The 18,168-nt window shown below is 63.9% G+C and carries 16 protein-coding genes and 1 tRNA gene; 5 read left to right on the top strand and 12 right to left on the bottom strand.

The genetic code is table 11. The annotated features are described in order from the left end of the window. Positions 1 to 24 precede the first annotated feature (24 nt). The 4 genes from OLSU_RS00355 to tadA form a co-directional block, all read right to left on the bottom strand. The gene (locus tag OLSU_RS00355) at positions 25 to 789 is read right to left on the bottom strand and encodes a GntR family transcriptional regulator (RefSeq protein ID WP_013250951.1); all 765 of its coding nucleotides are present in this window, start codon (positions 787 to 789) and stop codon (positions 25 to 27) included. Beyond that, positions 786 to 1,721: a carbohydrate kinase family protein gene (locus OLSU_RS00350; RefSeq protein WP_013250950.1), complete on the bottom strand. Its 936-nt coding sequence runs from the start codon at positions 1,719 to 1,721 to the stop codon at positions 786 to 788. The genes OLSU_RS00355 and OLSU_RS00350 overlap by 4 nt, the downstream gene beginning before the upstream one ends. 40 nt (positions 1,722 to 1,761) lie before the next feature. Then, the gene (locus OLSU_RS00345; RefSeq protein ID WP_013250949.1) at positions 1,762 to 2,607 is read right to left on the bottom strand and encodes a class II fructose-bisphosphate aldolase; all 846 of its coding nucleotides are present in this window, start codon (positions 2,605 to 2,607) and stop codon (positions 1,762 to 1,764) included. Between the two features lie 200 nt (positions 2,608 to 2,807). After that, on the bottom strand, positions 2,808 to 3,299 hold the full coding sequence (gene tadA / locus OLSU_RS00340; RefSeq protein WP_013250948.1) for a tRNA adenosine(34) deaminase TadA: 492 nt from the start codon (positions 3,297 to 3,299) through the stop codon (positions 2,808 to 2,810). 60 nt (positions 3,300 to 3,359) lie between these two features. Here tadA and OLSU_RS00335 point away from each other — a divergent pair. After that, a tRNA-Ser gene (locus tag OLSU_RS00335) sits at positions 3,360 to 3,447 on the top strand. Positions 3,448 to 3,588: 141 nt separating this feature from the next. After that, complete coding sequence (locus OLSU_RS00330) at positions 3,589 to 4,140, top strand: LemA family protein (RefSeq protein WP_013250947.1); 552 nt, start codon at positions 3,589 to 3,591, stop codon at positions 4,138 to 4,140. 53 nt (positions 4,141 to 4,193) lie between these two features. Here the strand turns inward: OLSU_RS00330 and OLSU_RS00325 are convergent, their stop codons facing one another. The 7 genes from OLSU_RS00325 to OLSU_RS00295 all read right to left on the bottom strand — a co-directional run bounded on the left by OLSU_RS00325 (position 4,194) and on the right by OLSU_RS00295 (position 12,769). After that, positions 4,194 to 7,265: a glycoside hydrolase family 3 N-terminal domain-containing protein gene (locus OLSU_RS00325; protein ID WP_236697225.1), complete on the bottom strand. Its 3,072-nt coding sequence runs from the start codon at positions 7,263 to 7,265 to the stop codon at positions 4,194 to 4,196. A gap of 130 nt (positions 7,266 to 7,395) precedes the next feature. Then, a complete protein-coding gene (gene deoC, locus OLSU_RS00320) occupies positions 7,396 to 8,037 on the bottom strand; it encodes a deoxyribose-phosphate aldolase (RefSeq protein WP_013250945.1) in 642 nt (213 codons plus the stop codon). 84 nt (positions 8,038 to 8,121) lie between these two features. Beyond that, the gene (locus OLSU_RS00315; protein ID WP_013250944.1) at positions 8,122 to 9,081 is read right to left on the bottom strand and encodes a transketolase family protein; all 960 of its coding nucleotides are present in this window, start codon (positions 9,079 to 9,081) and stop codon (positions 8,122 to 8,124) included. Further along, a complete protein-coding gene (locus tag OLSU_RS00310) occupies positions 9,081 to 9,935 on the bottom strand; it encodes a transketolase (RefSeq protein WP_013250943.1) in 855 nt (284 codons plus the stop codon). The genes OLSU_RS00315 and OLSU_RS00310 overlap by 1 nt, the downstream gene beginning before the upstream one ends. A gap of 94 nt (positions 9,936 to 10,029) precedes the next feature. After that, positions 10,030 to 10,311: a PTS sugar transporter subunit IIB gene (locus OLSU_RS00305; protein ID WP_013250942.1), complete on the bottom strand. Its 282-nt coding sequence runs from the start codon at positions 10,309 to 10,311 to the stop codon at positions 10,030 to 10,032. A 443-nt stretch (positions 10,312 to 10,754) separates the two neighbouring features. After that, the gene (locus OLSU_RS00300; protein WP_013250941.1) at positions 10,755 to 12,227 is read right to left on the bottom strand and encodes a PTS ascorbate transporter subunit IIC; all 1,473 of its coding nucleotides are present in this window, start codon (positions 12,225 to 12,227) and stop codon (positions 10,755 to 10,757) included. Positions 12,228 to 12,316: 89 nt separating this feature from the next. Next, positions 12,317 to 12,769, bottom strand: coding sequence for a PTS sugar transporter subunit IIA (locus OLSU_RS00295; RefSeq protein WP_013250940.1), 453 nt, complete (start codon positions 12,767 to 12,769; stop codon positions 12,317 to 12,319). A gap of 283 nt (positions 12,770 to 13,052) precedes the next feature. Here OLSU_RS00295 and OLSU_RS00290 point away from each other — a divergent pair, with 283 nt between their 5' ends. After that, the gene (locus OLSU_RS00290) at positions 13,053 to 14,006 is read left to right on the top strand and encodes a DeoR/GlpR family DNA-binding transcription regulator (RefSeq protein ID WP_013250939.1); all 954 of its coding nucleotides are present in this window, start codon (positions 13,053 to 13,055) and stop codon (positions 14,004 to 14,006) included. 27 nt (positions 14,007 to 14,033) lie between these two features. On the opposite strand, the gene OLSU_RS00285 is transcribed toward OLSU_RS00290, so the two are convergent. Next, the gene (locus OLSU_RS00285; protein WP_013250938.1) at positions 14,034 to 14,714 is read right to left on the bottom strand and encodes a transaldolase family protein; all 681 of its coding nucleotides are present in this window, start codon (positions 14,712 to 14,714) and stop codon (positions 14,034 to 14,036) included. A 349-nt stretch (positions 14,715 to 15,063) separates the two neighbouring features. On the opposite strand from OLSU_RS00285, the gene OLSU_RS00280 reads away from it, so the two are divergent. After that, positions 15,064 to 16,905, top strand: coding sequence for a magnesium transporter (locus OLSU_RS00280; protein WP_013250937.1), 1,842 nt, complete (start codon positions 15,064 to 15,066; stop codon positions 16,903 to 16,905). A 1-nt stretch (position 16,906) separates the two neighbouring features. Beyond that, a complete protein-coding gene (locus tag OLSU_RS00275) occupies positions 16,907 to 18,145 on the top strand; it encodes an Nramp family divalent metal transporter (RefSeq protein ID WP_013250936.1) in 1,239 nt (412 codons plus the stop codon). Positions 18,146 to 18,168: the final 23 nt, after the last annotated feature.

Here is an 18,168-nt window from a genome sequence, read left to right as displayed (position 1 = left end):
TGAGGGCCCCAGAGCCCGCTCGCGCTATGCCTCTAAGGTCATATCGAGGTAGTAATGATCAGTCCTGTACGAGGCGACCAGGTACTCACGGGGAATGCCCGACTCATCGAATGAGGTTCGTCTTAGCAGAAGCACCGGAACGCCTGGCTCAATGCCCAGAAGCCGCGCCGTGTCCCCATCGGCGGGGACCGCAAAAACCTGCTGGTTTGCGCGAGCCCAGCTAACGTGCAAGACATTGGAGTAATAGGCACGGAGGGACTCCCTGGAGAAGTCGTGCTCGAGGATGGCGGGCGCATAGTCGTCGGCAAGGAAGATCGTCTCGCGATAATAGGCGGTCTCCCCTGCGCAACGCACCCTTTCGAGACGGTATACCGAAGAGCCCGTCCGAACGTTCAGCGCATCCGCGACATCCTTCCCAGCCGTGGTCATTTCCGCAGAGACAACGCACTTGATGGGAATCACGTGGTCGGATGTAAGCCGTTTAATGCACGACTCCACGCTACGGAGCGCAGTCGCAGGCTTTGCAGAGACGACCTCCGAGCCACAGCCGCGGCGGCGGACGATAAGGCCGTTATTGACGAGCATCTCCATTGCCTTACGGACGGTCGCCCTGCTGACCGAGAACTTCTGCATGTACTCGGTCTCCGAGGGGATCAGGTCGCCGACCTCATAGACCCCATTGGTGATGTCTTGGAAGACGATGTTATACAGCTGGTAATACAGCTGTTCACGAGAGAGGTTGTTAGGCAAGGGCGTGTCTTCTGTCCCGTTGCTCACGTGACGCGTCATGACTCACCACCTCTCCCCAAGCCAATGGCGATCCCCTTGGACAGGAGCTGCTCGCGCACTTCTGGCAAAGATGGGATTGACGTCTGGCTCCCAGACCGTGAAACGGAAACGGATGACGCCATCGTTGCCAAAACCATGCTGTCACGCATGGAAAGACCCGCATGGACGCCAAAGGTGAACGCCCCATGAAAGATATCGCCCGCAGCCGTGCTGTCGCAGACTCGCGTCTTGAATGCAGGCATGCGCACCAGGCCATCTTCCCCGAGGTAAACGGACCCTAACTCTCCAAGGGTTACAGCCACCCGCCTTCCATTTATCTCGCGCAATTCCACGAGCTCGGCTGCAAGCCGGGCATCGTTTTCCAATGTCAGGCCATGCCCAAGATACTGGGTCGCGAAGGATTGCGACGCAATGAGGTAGTCGGCCAGGCGCGCGACCAATAGCGTGCTTTCGCGACAGGTTCCGGCATCGATGACGTTCAGTGCGCCTGGGAAGGCGTGCATGTATTCGAGGCTAGCCTCTGGCTCATGCCCGTCGTGCAGCATGACTGACGGGGCGTCGTCCGGTAGCGCCATCCGAGCAACAGGCCCATGGGGCGAGGGGAAGTTGAATATGGTCCTTCCACCCGTCGCTCCATTCGTCACGATGAGGCTGAGTGACGTTCTCGCCTCTGGGTCCACGATCATGAGCTCGGTCTTAACGCCGTAGCGTCCAAGGGACTCCGTTATCCGCGCGCCATACGCGTCTTTGCCGATGCGGGACACGAGGGAGACGTCGGCACCCCAAAGGCCGCAGACGCACGCACCATTCAAGGCCGGACCGCCGGGAGACTCTGTATGGTGTTCCATGCGATACTTTGTATCAGGACGAAGGTCCCCGTCCACGCGTCCCGTAATGTCGTAGGCAGACTGCCCGATGCAGCAGATGCTCACCTTCCCCCCCCTTCCAAATCCCCCCGACGGGACGCGGCCGCTACCTGATGTTCTTGAAGAGGCTGATCTTCCGTTCGACAATGCCCTGCACCACTTCGAGTGCCGGTACGACATTGTCGCGGTTAGAGACATTTTCCTTGTGGGCCTCATAGAGCTCCTTGGATTTGCGATTCCACTGGACAAGAAGCTCGGTGCCGACATTGAACTTTCTGATGCCGCGGTCGATGACCTTGTGGACGTCGGCGTCAGACACGCCGGTACCTCCGTGAATGACGAGCGGCTTGGTTGCAACCTGATGGATCGACTCAAGGACGTCGAGGTTGATGCTTGTCTTCGACTTGTACTGGCCATGGTTGGTGCCGATTGCCACAGCCAGCGCATCAATGCCGGTCCTCTCGATAAATTCGACCGCATCATCCGGATCGGTCAGCTTGGCTGCATCTGGATTGACGACAAGGCCGTCCTCAGTGCCGCCAACAGTTCCAAGCTCTGCCTCGACAGACGCGCCGGCGGCATGCGCATACTCGACAACGCGCCTTGTCCCGAGGATGTTGTCTTTGAATGGGAGTGCGGAGCCGTCGAACATGACTGAGGTGTAGCCCGCGTCAACGGCCTCGCGGATGTTGTCCCAACTCTTCGCATGGTCAAGGTGGAGGACCATATCAACGCCGAGCGCTTCGGCGAGTGACTTGACCACGGCAACGAGAGTCCTCATGCCGACGTACTTCGCCGTGCCCTCGGATGTCTGGATGATGACTGGCGTCTTCTGGTTGCCTGCCGCCTTGGCGATGGCCTGGACCATCTCGAGGTTGTGCGTGTTGAACGCGCCGACAGCCATGTTGAGCTGATCAGCCTCCGCAAGAACGTTCTGAAGCGTCGTATACATCTAACTTCCTTCCTGTGTCCAAGCACGCTGAGGCTAGCGGCACCAAAAGCGATAAATGTCCGTATGTCCTAATGTCCGTACATTTATGTACTATAGGCAGTCCCTGCCTCTCACACAACCCTCCTTGGAAGAACTTGTCGGCCACTACGCCCCCTCGACGGTAAACGGTCGCTTTGGGCCCCGGGGCGGCAGGGGGTTGGCTACCTCGCTTCCCTCGCCTTGCGCCGTACGCGGAAGAAGTCACGCAGGATCTGGGCGCACTCATCCTCCAACACACCTGCGGTCACGGGGAAGGAGTGGTTGAGGCGAGCGTCATCACTCACGTCGTAGAGCGTGCCCACGGCACCGCCCTTTGGGTCTGCGGCCCCATAGACGCAGCGGTCCACGCGGGCGTTCACCATGAGGCCCGCGCACATGAGGCAGGGCTCCAACGTCACATAGACGGTACAACCCGTCAGACGCCAGCGCCCCAGGGCGCGCGCGGCCTGGACCATGGCGGAGAACTCGGCATGGGCGGAGGGGTCCCCGTCCGTCTCGCGGCGGTTGTGTGCGCGCGCGATCACCTCACCGCCACACACGACGACCGCCCCAATGGGAACCTCGTCCTCCGTGGCAGCAATGCATGCCTCCTCCAGGGCAAGTCCCATGAAGCGCTCATCCTCGACCGTGGGGGTGTCGTCTCGCTCGTCCATGCAAGGCCTTTCCGTGTCGCATGCCTGCTTGTATGAGGTAGGATATATCCGCCCGGCCACGGAGGAGTGGCAGAGTGGTTGAATGCAGCGGTCTTGAAAACCGTCGTGCGGCAATCCCGCACCGAGGGTTCGAATCCCTCCTCCTCCGCCCGCTCGGGCTCCCGTCCGCCCATCACGCCATGCGACGAACGAGTATCCGCCTGGCGCGTACGGGTATACTTCTCCCAAGCTTTGCAACGCGAACGTTCCGGGCTGGCATAGGGCCCGCCCCGCAAAGAAGGGACCGGACATGGCTCTCGTCATCCTCGTCATTGCCCTCGTCGTCGTACTTGGCGTGTGGTTCGTCTCGATCTACAACGGCATCGTCGCCAAGGACAACCGCTGCGACAACGCCTGGCAGACCATAGACGCGCAGCTGCAGCGTCGAAACGACCTCATCCCCAACCTGGTGGAGACCGTGAAGGGCTACGCCGCCCACGAGTCCCAGACCCTCGAGGCCGTCACCAGCGCCCGCGCCGCAGTCAACGCCGCAACCACGCCCGAGGCCAAGATGGCGGCCTCCAACCAGCTGAGCCAGACCCTGGGCCACCTGTTTGCCGTTGCCGAGGCCTATCCCGACCTCAAGGCAAACGCTGGCTTTCAGCAGCTCCAGGGAGACCTCACGGACACCGAGGACAAGATCAGCTACGCTCGCCAGAGCTTCAACGACTGCGTGCTGGGGTACAACAACGCGATCGAGACCTTCCCCGGCAACATCGTCGCGGGATCAAAGTTCACCGTGCGCAGGGGCTTCGAGATCGAGGATGCCGCCGCACGACAGGCTCCTCAGGTCAAGTTCTAGCCGTTCCCATCGCGCGACGGCTGATCGCTTCGGGCATCCCTGGGGCACGCGGGTCACTCTCCTGCGTGCCCCTTCTTCCGTGCGCGTCTCCTGAGCACCCTGTGGGCCTTGACGGCAACGCACAGCGCCGCAACCGCATCTACCACGGATATGCCCACGAGCACCGGCGAGACGCCCCGGTGCTTGAGGGGTCGGTCGATCGTGGCCGTGCCCGCCTGCAGGGCCGCATCGTTGTAGGCAAGGTTTGCCGCACGGGCATTGAGCCAGGCGTAGATGACATCCTTGGTGGCGCGGCGCAGGCAGGCGCGGAAGTTGGGCGAATCGGTCCCGAAGCGGAACGAGCCGTCGCGGAACACGCCATCCATGTAGAGGCTGCCTCCCGCACGCAGCATCTCGTCTGCGTTCATGTAGCTGTGATGGTCGCTGTAGTCTGTGATGACCGAACCCCGGAAGCCCCACTCGCCGCGCAGCACCTCCGTGAGCAGCGCCCTGCTGCCACCGGTCCAGATGGCGCCGATGCGGTTGTATGAGCTCATCATTCCCGTGGCGCCCCCCTCCTCTACGGCAATGCGGAACGGCTCGAGGTACAGCTCCCGCAGGGACTGCTCGGTCAGCCAGGTGTAGAGCGAGTCCCGGTAGGAGTCCTGCTCGTTGAGCACCATGTGCTTGAGGTAGCAGAAGGTGCCCGTCTCCTTCGATCCCAGGATGGTCTGTGCGGCCATCTCACCCGAGACGAGCGGGTCCTCCGAGTAGTACTCGTAGTTGCGCCCGCCCACCGGCGAGCGATGCAGGTTGCATGCCGGCGCGTACCAACCGTCGATGCCGAGCATGGCGCACTCCATGCCCACGGCCCTCCCATAGCGACGGGCAAGCTGGGTGTCCCATGTCTGGGCCAGGACCGTGGGGCTGGGGAAGCCCGTCCCGTATCTCAGCTGATTGAACGACGCCGCCTGAGACGACCCGTCCAGGTCCTTGGTACGCGGCTTCGAAACCCCCTCGAGTGCTCCTGAGTTGGAGTACCCATGCAGCACGAACCTTTCCATCTCGCTTTGGCCCAGGCGATCGAGGAGGGGTGACCAGCGCGGGTCGTTGTAGTCTTCTCCCAGTTCGCGACCCAGGGGCGTGAGTGCCCCGTTCGACGTGAGGGCATATGCCGATGCGAGGCCTGACGCGGCGGGAGCGGCCTCGTCGGCGTCGGCCGTGGGCGACGCATCACCCTCGCGAGTCACGTCATCGGGCCCCGATGCTTCCGAACCCACGGACGCCCCGCGACTCGCGGCGGCATCCTGGGCGGTGGCGAGGCCCGCGTCATAGCGGTTGAAGATCTGAACGGCGTTGGACATGGGACGGTCCACGTCGCGCGTCTGGGGGAAGCTTCCCTTGAAGTCGGCGCGTGTGAGGTAGCGGATGCCCGCGCCCGTCGTCACCCCGTCGATCGAGATGCCGGCCTCCGCGACGTCTCCCGTAAAGCGGTTGGTGACCGCAGCCCCGGTTGTGGCGTCAGTCTCGTAGCAAATGTCATGGTCCACATGATAGGTGGCGCTCGCATGGGCGCAGTCATCCAGGGTGTGGGCATCGCGCTTGAGCTCGACCTGGTAGTCGCCACGCTCGACCTCGTAGCCCGCAAAGCCGTTGTGGTTGGCGTCGTAGCAGTCGTAGCTTGCCAGGTCGCGCGTCGTGAAGCTGAGCACCACGTCCTGTGACTCTCCCGGCTGCAGCAAGTCGGTCTTCGCGAAGGCCACAAGCTCGGTAGAGGGCTTTTCGATGCCACCTGCGATGTAGGGAGGCGTCGCATAGAGCTCCACCACGTCCTTGCCCGCAACAGGCCCGACGTTGGTCACGCGCACCGTCGTCGTGACGGTGTCATCGTCTGCCAGGTTACTGCCACGGCGTGGCCTGCGCGAGACGATCTTCCAATCGAATGCCGTGTAGCTGAGGCCATAGCCAAACGGGTACTGCACCACGGCGGCATACCCCATGCCATGGCGGTTGGAGACGTCGTCCCAGTATCCCTCGGCATCAGCCGTCTCATACCAGCGATATCCCAGATAGACTCCCTCGACATAGTCGACGAAGCGGACCGTGTCGTACGTTGCGGCGACGCCCTCGTTCGTGTCGGGAGTACCGTCTGCCGGGTAGAGCCCGCGCGAGCCAACGTAGCAGCCCTCCCCCTCCGCGCCAGCGTTGGCATAGCTCGCATTGGTGCTGAAATCGTAGGCATAGGTGTCGGTCGTGCGCCCCGATGGGTTCACGTCACCCCAGAGCGCATCCACCACCGCCCCGGCGGAGTCGGTGCCCGTGGCACCACAGAGCAGGCAGGCGTCGACCCCCTCGACGTCCTCGACGATGCCCAGCTCCATGGCGTTGGTCGAGTTCACCAGCACGATCACGTTTTGGTAGTTCGCGGCAACGTACCTGACGAGACGTTCCTCCTCGGGAGAGGGCTCCAGGTAGCTGCGGCCCATCGCGCACTCCGGCGAGGCCCCCTTCGTACGGACGCGCAGCTGTTCGCGGGGGCAGTCGATGCTCTCGCCCGCCATGCGCGACAGCACCACGATCGCCGTGTCGGAGTAGTCCCTGGCACTGTCAAGCAGCTGCTGGGAGTAGTAGCCCTCGTCGGAGATGTCCGGATCGTACAGACGGCAGAACTCCGTCGCGCGCGAGTTCAACGTACCCGCGTCCCTCCATGGCCTGTCGGCCTGAAAGTCGCGGTACATCTGGGCAAGTCCCTCGTTGTACTGGATGCCACGACTGGTCAGCGCGTCCAGGATGCCTGCGCTCTCACCCGCGACGCCTCCCGAACCCGAGCCGCTCGTCACCCATTGTGTCGAGCCCCATCCGAAGACGTTGACCTTCGTCACGTCCTTCGCCAGGGGCAGGATCGCATTGCGGTTCTGGAGAAGAACGAGCCCCCCGCCTTCGACCTCACCTGCCAGCGCTGCGTCACGCGCAAGCTGGGCTTGGCGCTCCGTATCCGTGACGTCGATCTTGTCGGTGCTCAAAAACGACTCGAGCGTCTCGCCGAACATCACGGCCGCGACGTTGGCCGCGACCACGGCCACCAGCAGGACCGATCCCGCAGCCCACCCTGCGACCTTCAGGACCCGTCTCTTGTCGACTCCCACGTGCAAAGGACAGCCCTCCCCACAGGCGCGCAGCGGCATGCGCAATCACAGCCGCCTCCCTATCGTCCGGGGTCATTCTAGGCCAGGAGGGCCCGGATCCAGTGGCACAGACGGGCCCTGTAGCCGCATGCTACCCCTCGCAGATGGCGATGGAGGCGGAGGCTCCGATGCGGTCGGCACCCGCCTCGATCATCGCAAGCGCCTCTTCCTTGGTGTGAATGCCACCCGCAGCCTTGATCTGGCAGGCGTCGCCCACGGTCTGGCGCATGAGCTTGACCGCATGGATGGTGGCCCCGCCGGTCGAGAAGCCCGTGGAGGTCTTCACGAACGCGGCGCCTGCCGCCACGGCGCACTTGCAGGCGCGGACGATCTGCTCGTCATCAAGCAGACACACCTCGAGGATCACTTTGACGGGACGGCCGTCCGCCGCCTCGACCACCCCACGGATGTCCTCCGTGCAGTAGTCGTCATCGCCAGAGACAAGACGCCCCACGTTGAGGACCATGTCGATCTCGGTGGTGCCGTCTGCCACCGCCTGCCTGGCCTCGGCGGCCTTGGCAGCCGTGGAGCAGGCGCCCAAGGGGAACGAGATGCAGCTCGTGATGCCCACGCCCGTGCCAGCCAGCCGCTCGGCGCAGTGCCTGGTCCAGCATGAGTTGATGGAGACGGTCTTGAAGCCGTGCTCGGCGGCCTCGTCACACAGCCTGTCGAGCTGCGACTTGGTTGCGTCCTGCTTGAGCAGCGTGTGGTCCATGTACTGGTTGAGCCTCATGACCCCGTCCTTCCGGGCGACAAGCCCCTCGGTGTGGTGTGTGGGAGCGGTCCCATGTGGGAGCGGCCCCATGTGGGAGTAACTCTAGTCGAGAAGGGACTTCACGGTCTCCTCGAGATCCGCTGCGGTGAGCTTGAAGGTGGCTTGCAGCCAATCGGCGGTACCGACCTGGCCGAAGGACTCCACGACGCCATGGCGTTTGAAGGGCACGGCGACGCCGGCCTCCATGAGAGCGGACGCGCAGGCGTCTCCCAGACCACCAATGACGCCGTGGTTCTCGAAGGTGACGACGGCACGCTTGCCGGCAGACTCCGACACGAGCAGATCGACGTCGAGCGGCTTGATGCAGAACATGTCAATGACCTCGGCGGAGATGCCCTGCCCCTCGAGGCCGTCGGCACTATCGAGCGCATCCTTGACAAGCTGGCCTGCGGTCACGATCAGCACGTCCGTGCCGCGACGGATGACGTTGCCCTTGCCCAGCTCGAAGGTCGAGCCCTCCTCGTAGACCTTGTAGGACGCCTTACGACCGCAGCGCAGGTAGTGGATGCCCCTGGACTTGGAGAACTCGCGGACGACCCACTCGGTCTGGACGGGGTCCGCCCCGTCCACGACGACGGCGTCGGGGATGGTCCGCATGAGCGCGACGTCCTCCCAGGTGGTGTGGGTGCCCCCGTTGGCCCCCACCGTAAAGCCAGGGTCGGAGCCCCAGATGTTCAGGGTGTTGTGGGCGTAGGCACCGGACAGGTAGACCTGGTCGAAGGCACGACGGGTGGCGAACGGCCCGAAGGTGTGGACGAAGGGGATGAAGCCCTCGGAGCTCATGCCTGCTGCGACGCCCATCATGTTGGCCTCGGAGATGCCGCACTCGATGAACTGCGAGGGCAGCGCCTTCTGGATCTTGAGGGTGCCCGAGGCGCCGCCTAGGTCGGCCTCGAGCATGACGATGGACGCGTCGCCTGTCATCATGTCGATCAGGGTGTCGACGACGGCATCGCGATAGGGCCTGCCGGCGGCGCCCCAGTCCTCGGCGAGCTTGAACATTACGCCTCACCCCTCTCGATCTCGTCGTTGAGTCGGGCGATCGCCTCGGCGGTCGCCTGGTTGATCTCATCGTTGTTCCACTTCATGGAGTGGTTCGAGACGGCTTGCTCGAAGTAGGGGACGCCCGCGCCCTTGGTGGTGTCGAGCACGATGCAGTTGACAGTCTCCGTGTTCCGCTTGGCGGCGTCGATGGCGGCGTCGATGGCGCGGATGTCCTGCCCGTCGACCACCTGCGTGCTAAATCCGAAGGCCTCCATCTTCTTTGCGAGGTCGAAGTTGTACATGACCTCGTCGGTGGTGCCGTCCAGCTGCTTCTTGTTGTCGTCGATGAGGACGATGCAGCGGCTCAGGCGCTTGGCGGCGATGAACTGGAATGCCTCCCAGCACTGCCCCTCGTTGAGCTCGCCATCACCGACGAAGAGGTAGGTGTAGGACGTCGACCCCCTCATGGCAAGGGCCTGCGCGATGCCTGCGGCCTCTGAGGTCCCCTGGCCCAGGGAGCCCGTGGTCGCATCGACCCCGGGGGTCTTCAGGCGGTCGGTGTGGGACGGCAGCCTGGTACCCCCATCGTTCAACGTCATGAGCCACTCCGTGGGAAAGAAGCCGCACTCGGCGAGCGTCGAATACATGACGGGCCCGGCATGGCCCTTGGAGAGCACGACGCGGTCACGCCCCTCCCAGTGGGGGTTGGCCGCGTCATAGCGCAGCTGCTTGCCATAGAGGACGGCGTAGGCCTCGACCAGGGAGAGCGAGCCGCCCACATGGCCATACCCACGATGCTGGAGCATCGCAAGCACGTCGCGGCGGACCTTGGCCGCAAGGAGCTTGACGCCCCTGAGTTCCTTCTCTTCCACTAGCTTCACTCCTTAGTTGGCAGGGAGCACGCAGACGCGCCCTTCTCGACGGAAAGAGGCTCGGGCGCGGATAGGCCCCCGAGGCGAGGCGACCCTAGCTCAGATGCGCGGCGATCTTCCGCTCGAGCTCGTTCTTGTCGAGGATGTTGGTCAGGACGACCTTCTGCTCGTCGGGGATGTTGGAGATGAAGTCACCCAGGTCCGCCCCGACGACGAAGAGGTCCGCCGCAGTGGGGTTGACGTCGGAGATGGTGGTGTGGTCGACCTCGATCTCCGGATGGCCGAGCTTCTTCACGACCTCCTCCGTGTTCATGTGGACGATGAGGGAGGAACCCAGACCGGAACCGCAGGCGCACATGATTTTGCGAATTGCCATCTTGCTCTCCTTTTTTATGGGTCACACCACCGTGGGGAGCGGTGCGTGAGAACGACCGGCCCCCAGTCTACTCGCTTTGCCTTCCGGCAGGAAGATGACCGGGATAGCACAGGGCAGACGCACTGAAAAAGCTGACACGCGCAGCGGGCAACGCATCCCCCAAGCGGTGCCGGGAAGGACGACATGATGGCGTGACCAGCTGCGTGCGAGACGGAGCCATGTCATGCGTCCCGTCCCGCAAGGAGTCGCAGACCTATTGCCTACAGGAGCTTGCCGAGGCGAACGGCGCATCGGTCACCTGACTCCACCGAGTATTGAAGGTGGTTCAACATAGCTTGCGCAAAAAAGTCCGTTTAGACGACAAATGTCTGCCTAAGAGGCGGGCCGGGGAGCGAATTCCGCACCCCCCGACCCCGGTCCCACCGCCAGGCGGACGCTGATGGCTACTCCGTAGCCTGCTCCTTCTTGGGGGCCACGAAGTTATAGGCGATGGGAAGGATGTAGACGATGACGCAGATGGCGACGAGCAGGGCGCCCTGCGCGAAGTTGACGACGTTGCCAAAGACGATGCCCATCCAGGAGAAGTCTGCGTCCGAGAAGGTCGTGCCCACATAGCCCAGGGCGTTGAAGACGGGCATGCAGATCATGGGCAGGAAGGTGATGAGCAGGCCGTGCGCGAAGGCACCGGCGATGCAGCCCTTGAGGCCGCCCTCGGCGTTTCCGAAGACGCCTGCGGTGGCGCCGCAGAAGAAGTGGGGGACGACGCCCGGAAGGATCAGGGCGACGGGGATGGCGGCGTTGATGCCGTTGAGGACGAGAAGGCCCATGATGCCGCCCACGAAGGAGCTCAGGAAGCCGATGATGACGGCGTTGGGGGCGTAGGTGAAGGCGACGGGGCAGTCCAAGGCGGGCTTGGCGCCAGGGACGAGCTTGTCGGCGATGCCCTTGAAGGCGGGGACGATCTCGCCGATGATCAGGCGGACGCCGGACAGGATGATGTAGACGCCACCGGCGAAGCTCATGCCTGCGGTGAGGGACCAGACGATCCAGTTGGTCGTGGTCTCGGTGCCGATGTTGAGCAGTGCGCCCACGTTGGCGACGGTCAGGCCGTAGGGCTCGAGGAGAGCGGAGGCGGAGGCGGGATCGGTGCCCGCGGGGACGATGCCCAGGACGCCCTTGGCAACGGCGACTCCTACGACGACGAGGAAGAAGACCATCATCGTGATGGAGATGGAGACGGTGGTGTCACGCAGGAAGACGAGACGCTTGGGGAAGGAGATCTCCTCCGTGCTCCTGCGCTTGGGGTCGTTGGCGAAGAGCCTGCCCACGACGCCGGCAAACCAGTAGCCGATGCCGCCGAAGTGGCCCAGGGCAACGCCGTCGGAGCCGGTGACCTTACGGAAGGTGACCTGACAGTAGGCGGGCGAGAGGACCATGATCAGGCCGAGGAGGCATCCACCCGCCAGATAGAGGGCGCCACCCTCGAGGTGGCCGGCACCGCCGAGGATGACAGCGAGCATGCAGGCCATGTAGAGGGTGTGGTGGCCGGTCAGGAAGATGTAGGGCATGCGGGAGAAGCGGGCCAGGACGATGTTGAACGCCATGCCGAGGGCCATGATGATGGCCGAGCTGGTGCCGAAGTTCTGGAGTGCGTCGGCGACGACGGCCTCGTTGTTGGGAACGACGCCTTGCATGTTGAAGGCGTAGTTGAACAGCTCGCCAAACGCGAGCAGGGAGCCGGACTGCAAGAACGCAGCACCGGCCGACAGGACCAGGAATCCCACGATGGTCTTGATGGTGCCCTTGGTGACGTCCTCGACGGGCTTGCCCTGGAGGGCGAGGCCGATGAGGGCGAGGAGCCCGACCAGGATAGCCGGCGTCGACAGAATGTTGACTATGAAGTCGAGTACTGCCATGTTTCCCCCTTCAAATCGAAACGAACCTGCTTCGTGCTTGCCTGAATGGACGCGCGCCAGTGGCTTCCATCGGCGCCGCCGAGCCGTCGTTACTCGGCGCCGCCACTGACGAAGAAGCCAAAGATGTCGTCTGCCGTCGAGGCGGTGGCGACCTTCTCGATGTTCTTCGGATCGGAGAACATGGTGGCGAGGACGCGCATGACGTCGATGTGCGAGTCGGGGTTCTCCGCAGCGAGGGTCACAAGCACGCGAACGGGCTCGCCCTCCTTGAACTCGACGCCCTCGCGCAAGACGGTGACGGCGAGTTGCTGGCTGATGACACCCTGCTCAGGACGGGCATGGAGAAGCGCGAGATCGGGAGCGAGGACGAAGTAGGGGCCAAACTTGTGGGTGTTCTCGATGATGCCCTCGACGTAGGCGGGCGTGACGTAGCCCCCGTCAACCAGCGGCTGCACGGCAACGGCGATCGCATCCTCCCAGCCGCCGCAGGTTTCGACAACCTGGACGTTCTCACGCTTGAGCATGTCTGCCATCGTAGCCACGTGTCGCCCTCCCTCCTAGAGGCCCACCGTAATCTCGGCCCGTGGACCGGAGACGATGGGGACCTCTGCACTTCACAAAACATGCGAATCCTGCATGGCATACATCTCGTCATCCTCAGGATGTTCACATACTATTCCTGTTTTTTCCTGTTTTGCAAGAAGAATGTGAAATTTGTTCATCGCTTGTGGACAAAAGGAGGGATGAGCACGCTTTTAGTACACCTTCCTTACAAGGAGGGCCACACGGTCACCATGCCATCGCGAGATCCGAGAGGGGAAGGCGGTGTTCAGACGCGAGCGACGCGACAAGATCCTGGGAATGTTGGAACTCGAGGGCCGTGTCGACACCGACGACCTTGCCACGCGCTTTGGGGTGAGCGTTGACAGCATCCGCAAGGACCTGCAGGCGCTCGCCAAGGAGGGCAAGTGCACCCGCGTCTATGGCGGTGCCACGCGTCTCGAAGGCCCCTTGCGCCGAGAGGTGCGCGGTCGCGAGCTCATTCCCTCCCTCACGGGTCGCCTCGAGCTTGAGGGGCTGATCGGTTCCGCGGGGCTCGGTGGTGCGCCGAGTGCCGCATCCCTTGGCGGCCAGGGGAGACCTGGCACAGGGGAGCTCATCGGAAGCGCCCCCAAGCCCAGTCCCCCCCGCGACGCACTCGGGGGGACCTCCGTCACGGGGGATGATGACGAAGGCGACGGCGGACGAAGGGCCGTCGCACGTCGGGCCTACCTCGAGATCAACGATGGGGACAGCGTGTTCCTCGACGTGTCGCGGACCAACTCGATGCTGGCCGACCTCATTGCCACGGGCGAGAAGCGCCTCATCGTGACCACCAACATGATCGAAGTGCTCCGCAAGCTCACGGGCGTACGCAACGTCACGGCCCTGGGCACAGGCGGCTACCTCAACGTGCAGCTCAATGGCTTCGTGGGGTCGGCGACGGTCAGCCTGCTGGAACCCCTGCTCTTCTCGAAGGCATTCATAGGCGCCAGTGGCATAGACCTGACGAGCTGGGCCGTGACCTCCAACGACATAGATTCCGGCTCGGTCAAGGAGCGTGTCATCCACAACGCCTCCTACAAGTTCCTCCTGGCCGACGAGGGCAAGTTCGGTCACGTGGGTAGTTTCCGCTTTGCGTCGCTGACGGACTTCTCGGCCATCATCACAGACACGAATGACCCCGACACGCTGCTTCAGCTGCAGCGCATCGGGGTCCCGACGCTCAGGTCCCTGTAGGTCTACCGGCCGGCTGACGTTTGCCTCCTAGGCCAGCAGGGTATCGCGGCCGTAGGCAGCCTTCCAGTTGGCAGAGAACTCGTCGACCGCGATGGCGGTGCCGGGATGGCCGACCATGCCGAGGGCCACGTCCACGGGAATGGTGACGGCTTGGATGCCATTCAGGACGAGTCTGTGGACCTGGTCGGCGTTCTTGAAGGAGGCGGCGAGGACCTTGGTGGTCGAGCCCTGGACGGCAAGCATGTCGATGAGATCGCAGACCTGCTCGACACCGTCACCGTAATTGCACATGCGGTTGACATAGGGCGCCAGGTAGTCAGCTCCGTTGTGGGCGGCCATGAAGGCGGCGTCGGCACTGTAGATGGCGGTTGCCAGGGTCTTGATGCCCTCGACGTGGCACCGCTTGATGGCCTTGAGGCCCGCGTGGGTGACGGGGACCTTGGCGTAGACGTTCTTGCCGCCGCGCAGAGACGCGATGTGGCGGGCCTCCTCCATGATGTCGTCATAGCCGGTGGCGACGACCTGCACGAAGAGCTTCTGGTCCTCGTCCAGGACATCGATGATGTCCTGGATCGCCCGCTCGGGCTGCTTGCCGGACTTGGTGATGATCGTGGGGTTTGTGGTAACGCCCTGGACGTCGAGGATGTCGAGGCACTGCTTGATGCCCTCCACGTCGGCGGTGTCGAGGATGAGTTCGAACTTGTCCATGCTCTGCCTTCTCTCTGGGGGATGGCCCAGTCCCTAGCCCTGCGGACGACCCGTCTTGCCAGTGCCATTCTAGACTGCCCTCCTTGGCCGCAAATCGCAGGCAGCGTCTCGCGTCACATTAAATTCCCAGACGGTCCACGTCTCGCCAGCCCGTGTACAATACACACGGTCCTGGCGTCGCGCCACGCCAGCCATCCCGTAGTCCAGGAGAAAGGTCATTGATGAAACCCCGACCTCACAGTCGATGAGCCCTCGGCGTCTGCCCTAGTTGGCCGCGCCGCAGGGACGCCGGAGAACGAGCCGTTGCGCCACGCGACGTCACGGCGGCACCACCAACTAAGGAGCCCTCATGATCTACCTGTCCCAGATACTGGGAAACCCCGTCTTCGACCTGGATGGCGAAAGGATCGGTCGCGTCAACGACCTGGGCATCGCCACCGGTGAGGTCTTCCCCCGCGTCACGGCACTCGCCGTCGAGGGGCCCGGCAAGACCCCGTTCATGATTTCCTGGCGCAAGTACGTCGACTCGTTCGACGAGAACGAGCTGCGCCTCAAGGTCGTGAAGACGGACATACGCTTCTCGTACCTGCAGCCAACCGAGGTCTTGATCGCACGCGACCTGCTCAACAAGCAGATCGTCGACACGCGCGGCATGCGCGTTGTCCGCGTGAACGACCTCAAGCTCTCTGACACCAGCTCCTCCCAGCTGCGCCTTCTGGGCGCCGAGGTGGGCGTGCGCGGCATACTCCGCACGCTCTCCCCCGCGTTCGAGCGCGCGGTGCTGAGGGCGGCGAAGGCGCTGGGGAAGCCCCTGCCCGAGAAGATCATCGCCTGGAACTACATGGACCTCTTGGACCGCGACCTCTCCGACGTGAAGCTCTCGGTCTCGCACAAGACGCTCGACGAGCTTCATCCCGCAGACATCGCCGACATCCTGGAACGCCTGGACCCGCGCCTGCGTGGACAGGTCTTCGCCCAGCTGGACGACGAGCAGGCCGCCGAGGCCATGGCCGAGTTCGACGACGACGCGATGGCGGCGAGGATCGTGGGGGACATGGCCGAGGGCGACGCATCGCGCATGCTGTCCGAGATGGACCCGGACGACGCGGCGGAGCTCGTCTCGGAGCTGGACTACGACAAGGCCGAGAAGCTCCTGCGCCTGATGGGCGTCCAGGAGCGCAAGGCCATCCGGCAGCTGCTTGGCTATCGGGAGGACACCGCGGGGCGCATCATGACCTCGGAGGCGCTCTCCCTGCCCGAGGGCGGCACGGCCGCAGACGCCGTCGATGCGCTGCGCAACCTGGACGAGGACTTCGAGACCGTCCACTACGTCTACCTCAAGGACGAGGAGGGGAGGTTGTCGGGCATCGTCACCCTGAACAGCCTGCTCCTGGCCGAGCCGACGGCGCGGCTGGCCAGCATCGCGATCGACGAGGAGATCATCACCGCAGGCCCCGATGACGACCAGGAGGACGTGGCCAAGGACATCGCGAAGTATAACCTGCTGGCCATGCCCGTCGTGGATGACAACAGGAGGCTGCTGGGCATCGTCACGGTCGACGACGCGCTGGACGTCCTCGAGGAGGAGCACGAGGAGGACCTGCAGATAGCAGGCGCCGGCCACAGTGACGGCGGCGAGGGCGGCCGCTCTCACGACGTGGCCTGGCTCATACGCAACGAGGCCTGGTTCTTCGTCTGGATGGCCGGGACCGTCGCGGTGGCCCTTCTGCTCGGGACCCGCATAGGCCTGATCGGCGTGGCACTGCTCGCCCTTGCGCTGCCCGTCGCGGTCATCGCAGGCAACGACGCGGCGAGCTACTCCATCAACTCGTTCATAGCGTACGACCCCGATGACGAGGACGCGCCCTCCATGGTGGGGTTCGCGTTCAAGGGATTGGGGCTGGGGCTCCTGTTCGCGGGGCTGGTCGCCCTTGTCGCCGGAGGCGTCATCGGGAGCCTGTTCGGCATGGACTCCGACCTGGGACGCCTCGCGCTGGGAGGTGTTGGCGCCGCGGCGGCGGGCGCGTTCTTCTCGTTTGCCATGGCCCCTGCCACCCTGAGGACGCTGCGATGGCGGGACGAGCGCAACCTCGAGACCTCGGGCACCACCCTCGCACTGTGCCAGATGGTCGCGGCGGTGGCGGTGTTCGTCGTCGTGGCGTCGTCCGTCCTGGGCGGATGGGGCATCTAGCATGACACGTGACACCAAGAAGGCGGGGATGCTCGCCATCCTCGCGACGATGGGGCCGGGCATCCTGACGGCGTTTGCCGGAAACGACGCCGGAGGGATCGCGACGTACTCCACGACCGGCGCCCAGTACGGTCTCGGGATGCTGTGGACGGTCCCACTCATGTGCCTGCTGCTCGTCGTGGTGCAGGAGACTGCCGCGCGCATGGGCTGCGCGACCGGCAAGGGCTTCGCATCGCTCATCCGCGAGCAGTTTGGCGTGCGCATCTCGGCCGTCGCGATGCTGTCGCTCATCGTGTCCAACTTCGCCGTCACGCTGTCCGAGTTCGCGGGTATCGCCTCGGGCATGCTGCTGTTCAACGTCCCCATACAGGTCAGCGTCCCCGTCGCCGCCGTCGCCACCTGGCTTCTGACGCTGAGCGGGTCCTATCGGCGCATCGAGAAGATCCTGCTTGCGCTCAGTGCCGTCTTCCTGACCTACATAGTCTCGGGCATCATCGCACAGCCCGACTGGGGCACGGCGCTGCACAGCACCATCGTGCCCCAGTGGTCGAGCGATCCTGGCTATGTGTCGCTGCTGGTGGCGAACATCGGCACAACCATCTCGCCCTACATGATGTTCATGGTCTCGAGCAACGTGGTCGAGAAGAACCTGGGCGAGAGGGACATCGCAGGACAGCGTGCCGACAACGTCTCGGGCGCAATCGCCGCCGAGATCGTGACCTGGTTCATCATCCTGACGACCGGGACCGTGCTCTTCCCTGCCGGCATCAGCGTGAACGATGCCGCAGACGCGGCCAAGGCGCTGGTGCCACTGGCCGGGGGGTATGCCTCGGCGCTGTTCGCCGTGGGATTGGTGGGGGCCTCGTTTCTGGCCGCCTGCGTGCTGCCCGGCATCACGGCGAACGCAGTGTGCGAGGCCTTTGGCTGGGAGCGCGGCGCCGACCGCAGCTGGCGCGAGGCCCCGGTGTACCGAGGCATGATAACTGCCATCACCGTAACGTCCGCGCTCATCGTGCTCATCCCCAACGTCGACCTGTTTGCGATCATGATGGTCGCCCAGGTCATCAACGGCGTGCTGCTGCCCATCCTGTTGTTCTGCATGGTAAGCATCGCCGGTGACCGCCATGTCATGGGGCGTCATGCCAACGGGCGCATGTGGAACGCGCTGATGTGGTTCACCATCGTTACCGTGACGATTCTGACCGTCGTGATGTTTGTCCTGCAGGCATTGGGGTACTAGGGCCAAGGCGGTGCTCTTGGCTG

The organism is Olsenella uli DSM 7084, from assembly GCF_000143845.1.
GTDB classification, from domain to species: Bacteria; Actinomycetota; Coriobacteriia; order Coriobacteriales; family Atopobiaceae; genus Olsenella; species Olsenella uli.
This window is presented reverse-complemented; position numbering and strand designations above follow the sequence as displayed.

Excerpts from the sequence above, each read along its gene's own strand:
- OLSU_RS00275 (WP_013250936.1), top strand. The coding sequence starts at position 16,907 with ATGACACGTGACACCAAGAAGGCGGGGATGCTCGCCATCCTCGCGACG.
- OLSU_RS00305 (WP_013250942.1), bottom strand. The coding sequence starts at position 10,311 with ATGGCAATTCGCAAAATCATGTGCGCCTGCGGTTCCGGTCTGGGTTCC.
- tadA (WP_013250948.1), bottom strand. The coding sequence starts at position 3,299 with ATGGACGAGCGAGACGACACCCCCACGGTCGAGGATGAGCGCTTCATG.
- OLSU_RS00300 (WP_013250941.1), bottom strand. The coding sequence starts at position 12,227 with ATGGCAGTACTCGACTTCATAGTCAACATTCTGTCGACGCCGGCTATC.
- OLSU_RS00345 (WP_013250949.1), bottom strand. The coding sequence starts at position 2,607 with ATGTATACGACGCTTCAGAACGTTCTTGCGGAGGCTGATCAGCTCAAC.
- OLSU_RS00285 (WP_013250938.1), bottom strand. The coding sequence starts at position 14,714 with ATGGACAAGTTCGAACTCATCCTCGACACCGCCGACGTGGAGGGCATC.
- OLSU_RS00355 (WP_013250951.1), bottom strand. The coding sequence starts at position 789 with ATGACGCGTCACGTGAGCAACGGGACAGAAGACACGCCCTTGCCTAAC.
- OLSU_RS00315 (WP_013250944.1), bottom strand. The coding sequence starts at position 9,081 with ATGTTCAAGCTCGCCGAGGACTGGGGCGCCGCCGGCAGGCCCTATCGC.
- OLSU_RS00330 (WP_013250947.1), top strand. The coding sequence starts at position 3,589 with ATGGCTCTCGTCATCCTCGTCATTGCCCTCGTCGTCGTACTTGGCGTG.
- OLSU_RS00280 (WP_013250937.1), top strand. The coding sequence starts at position 15,064 with ATGATCTACCTGTCCCAGATACTGGGAAACCCCGTCTTCGACCTGGAT.
- deoC (WP_013250945.1), bottom strand. The coding sequence starts at position 8,037 with ATGAGGCTCAACCAGTACATGGACCACACGCTGCTCAAGCAGGACGCA.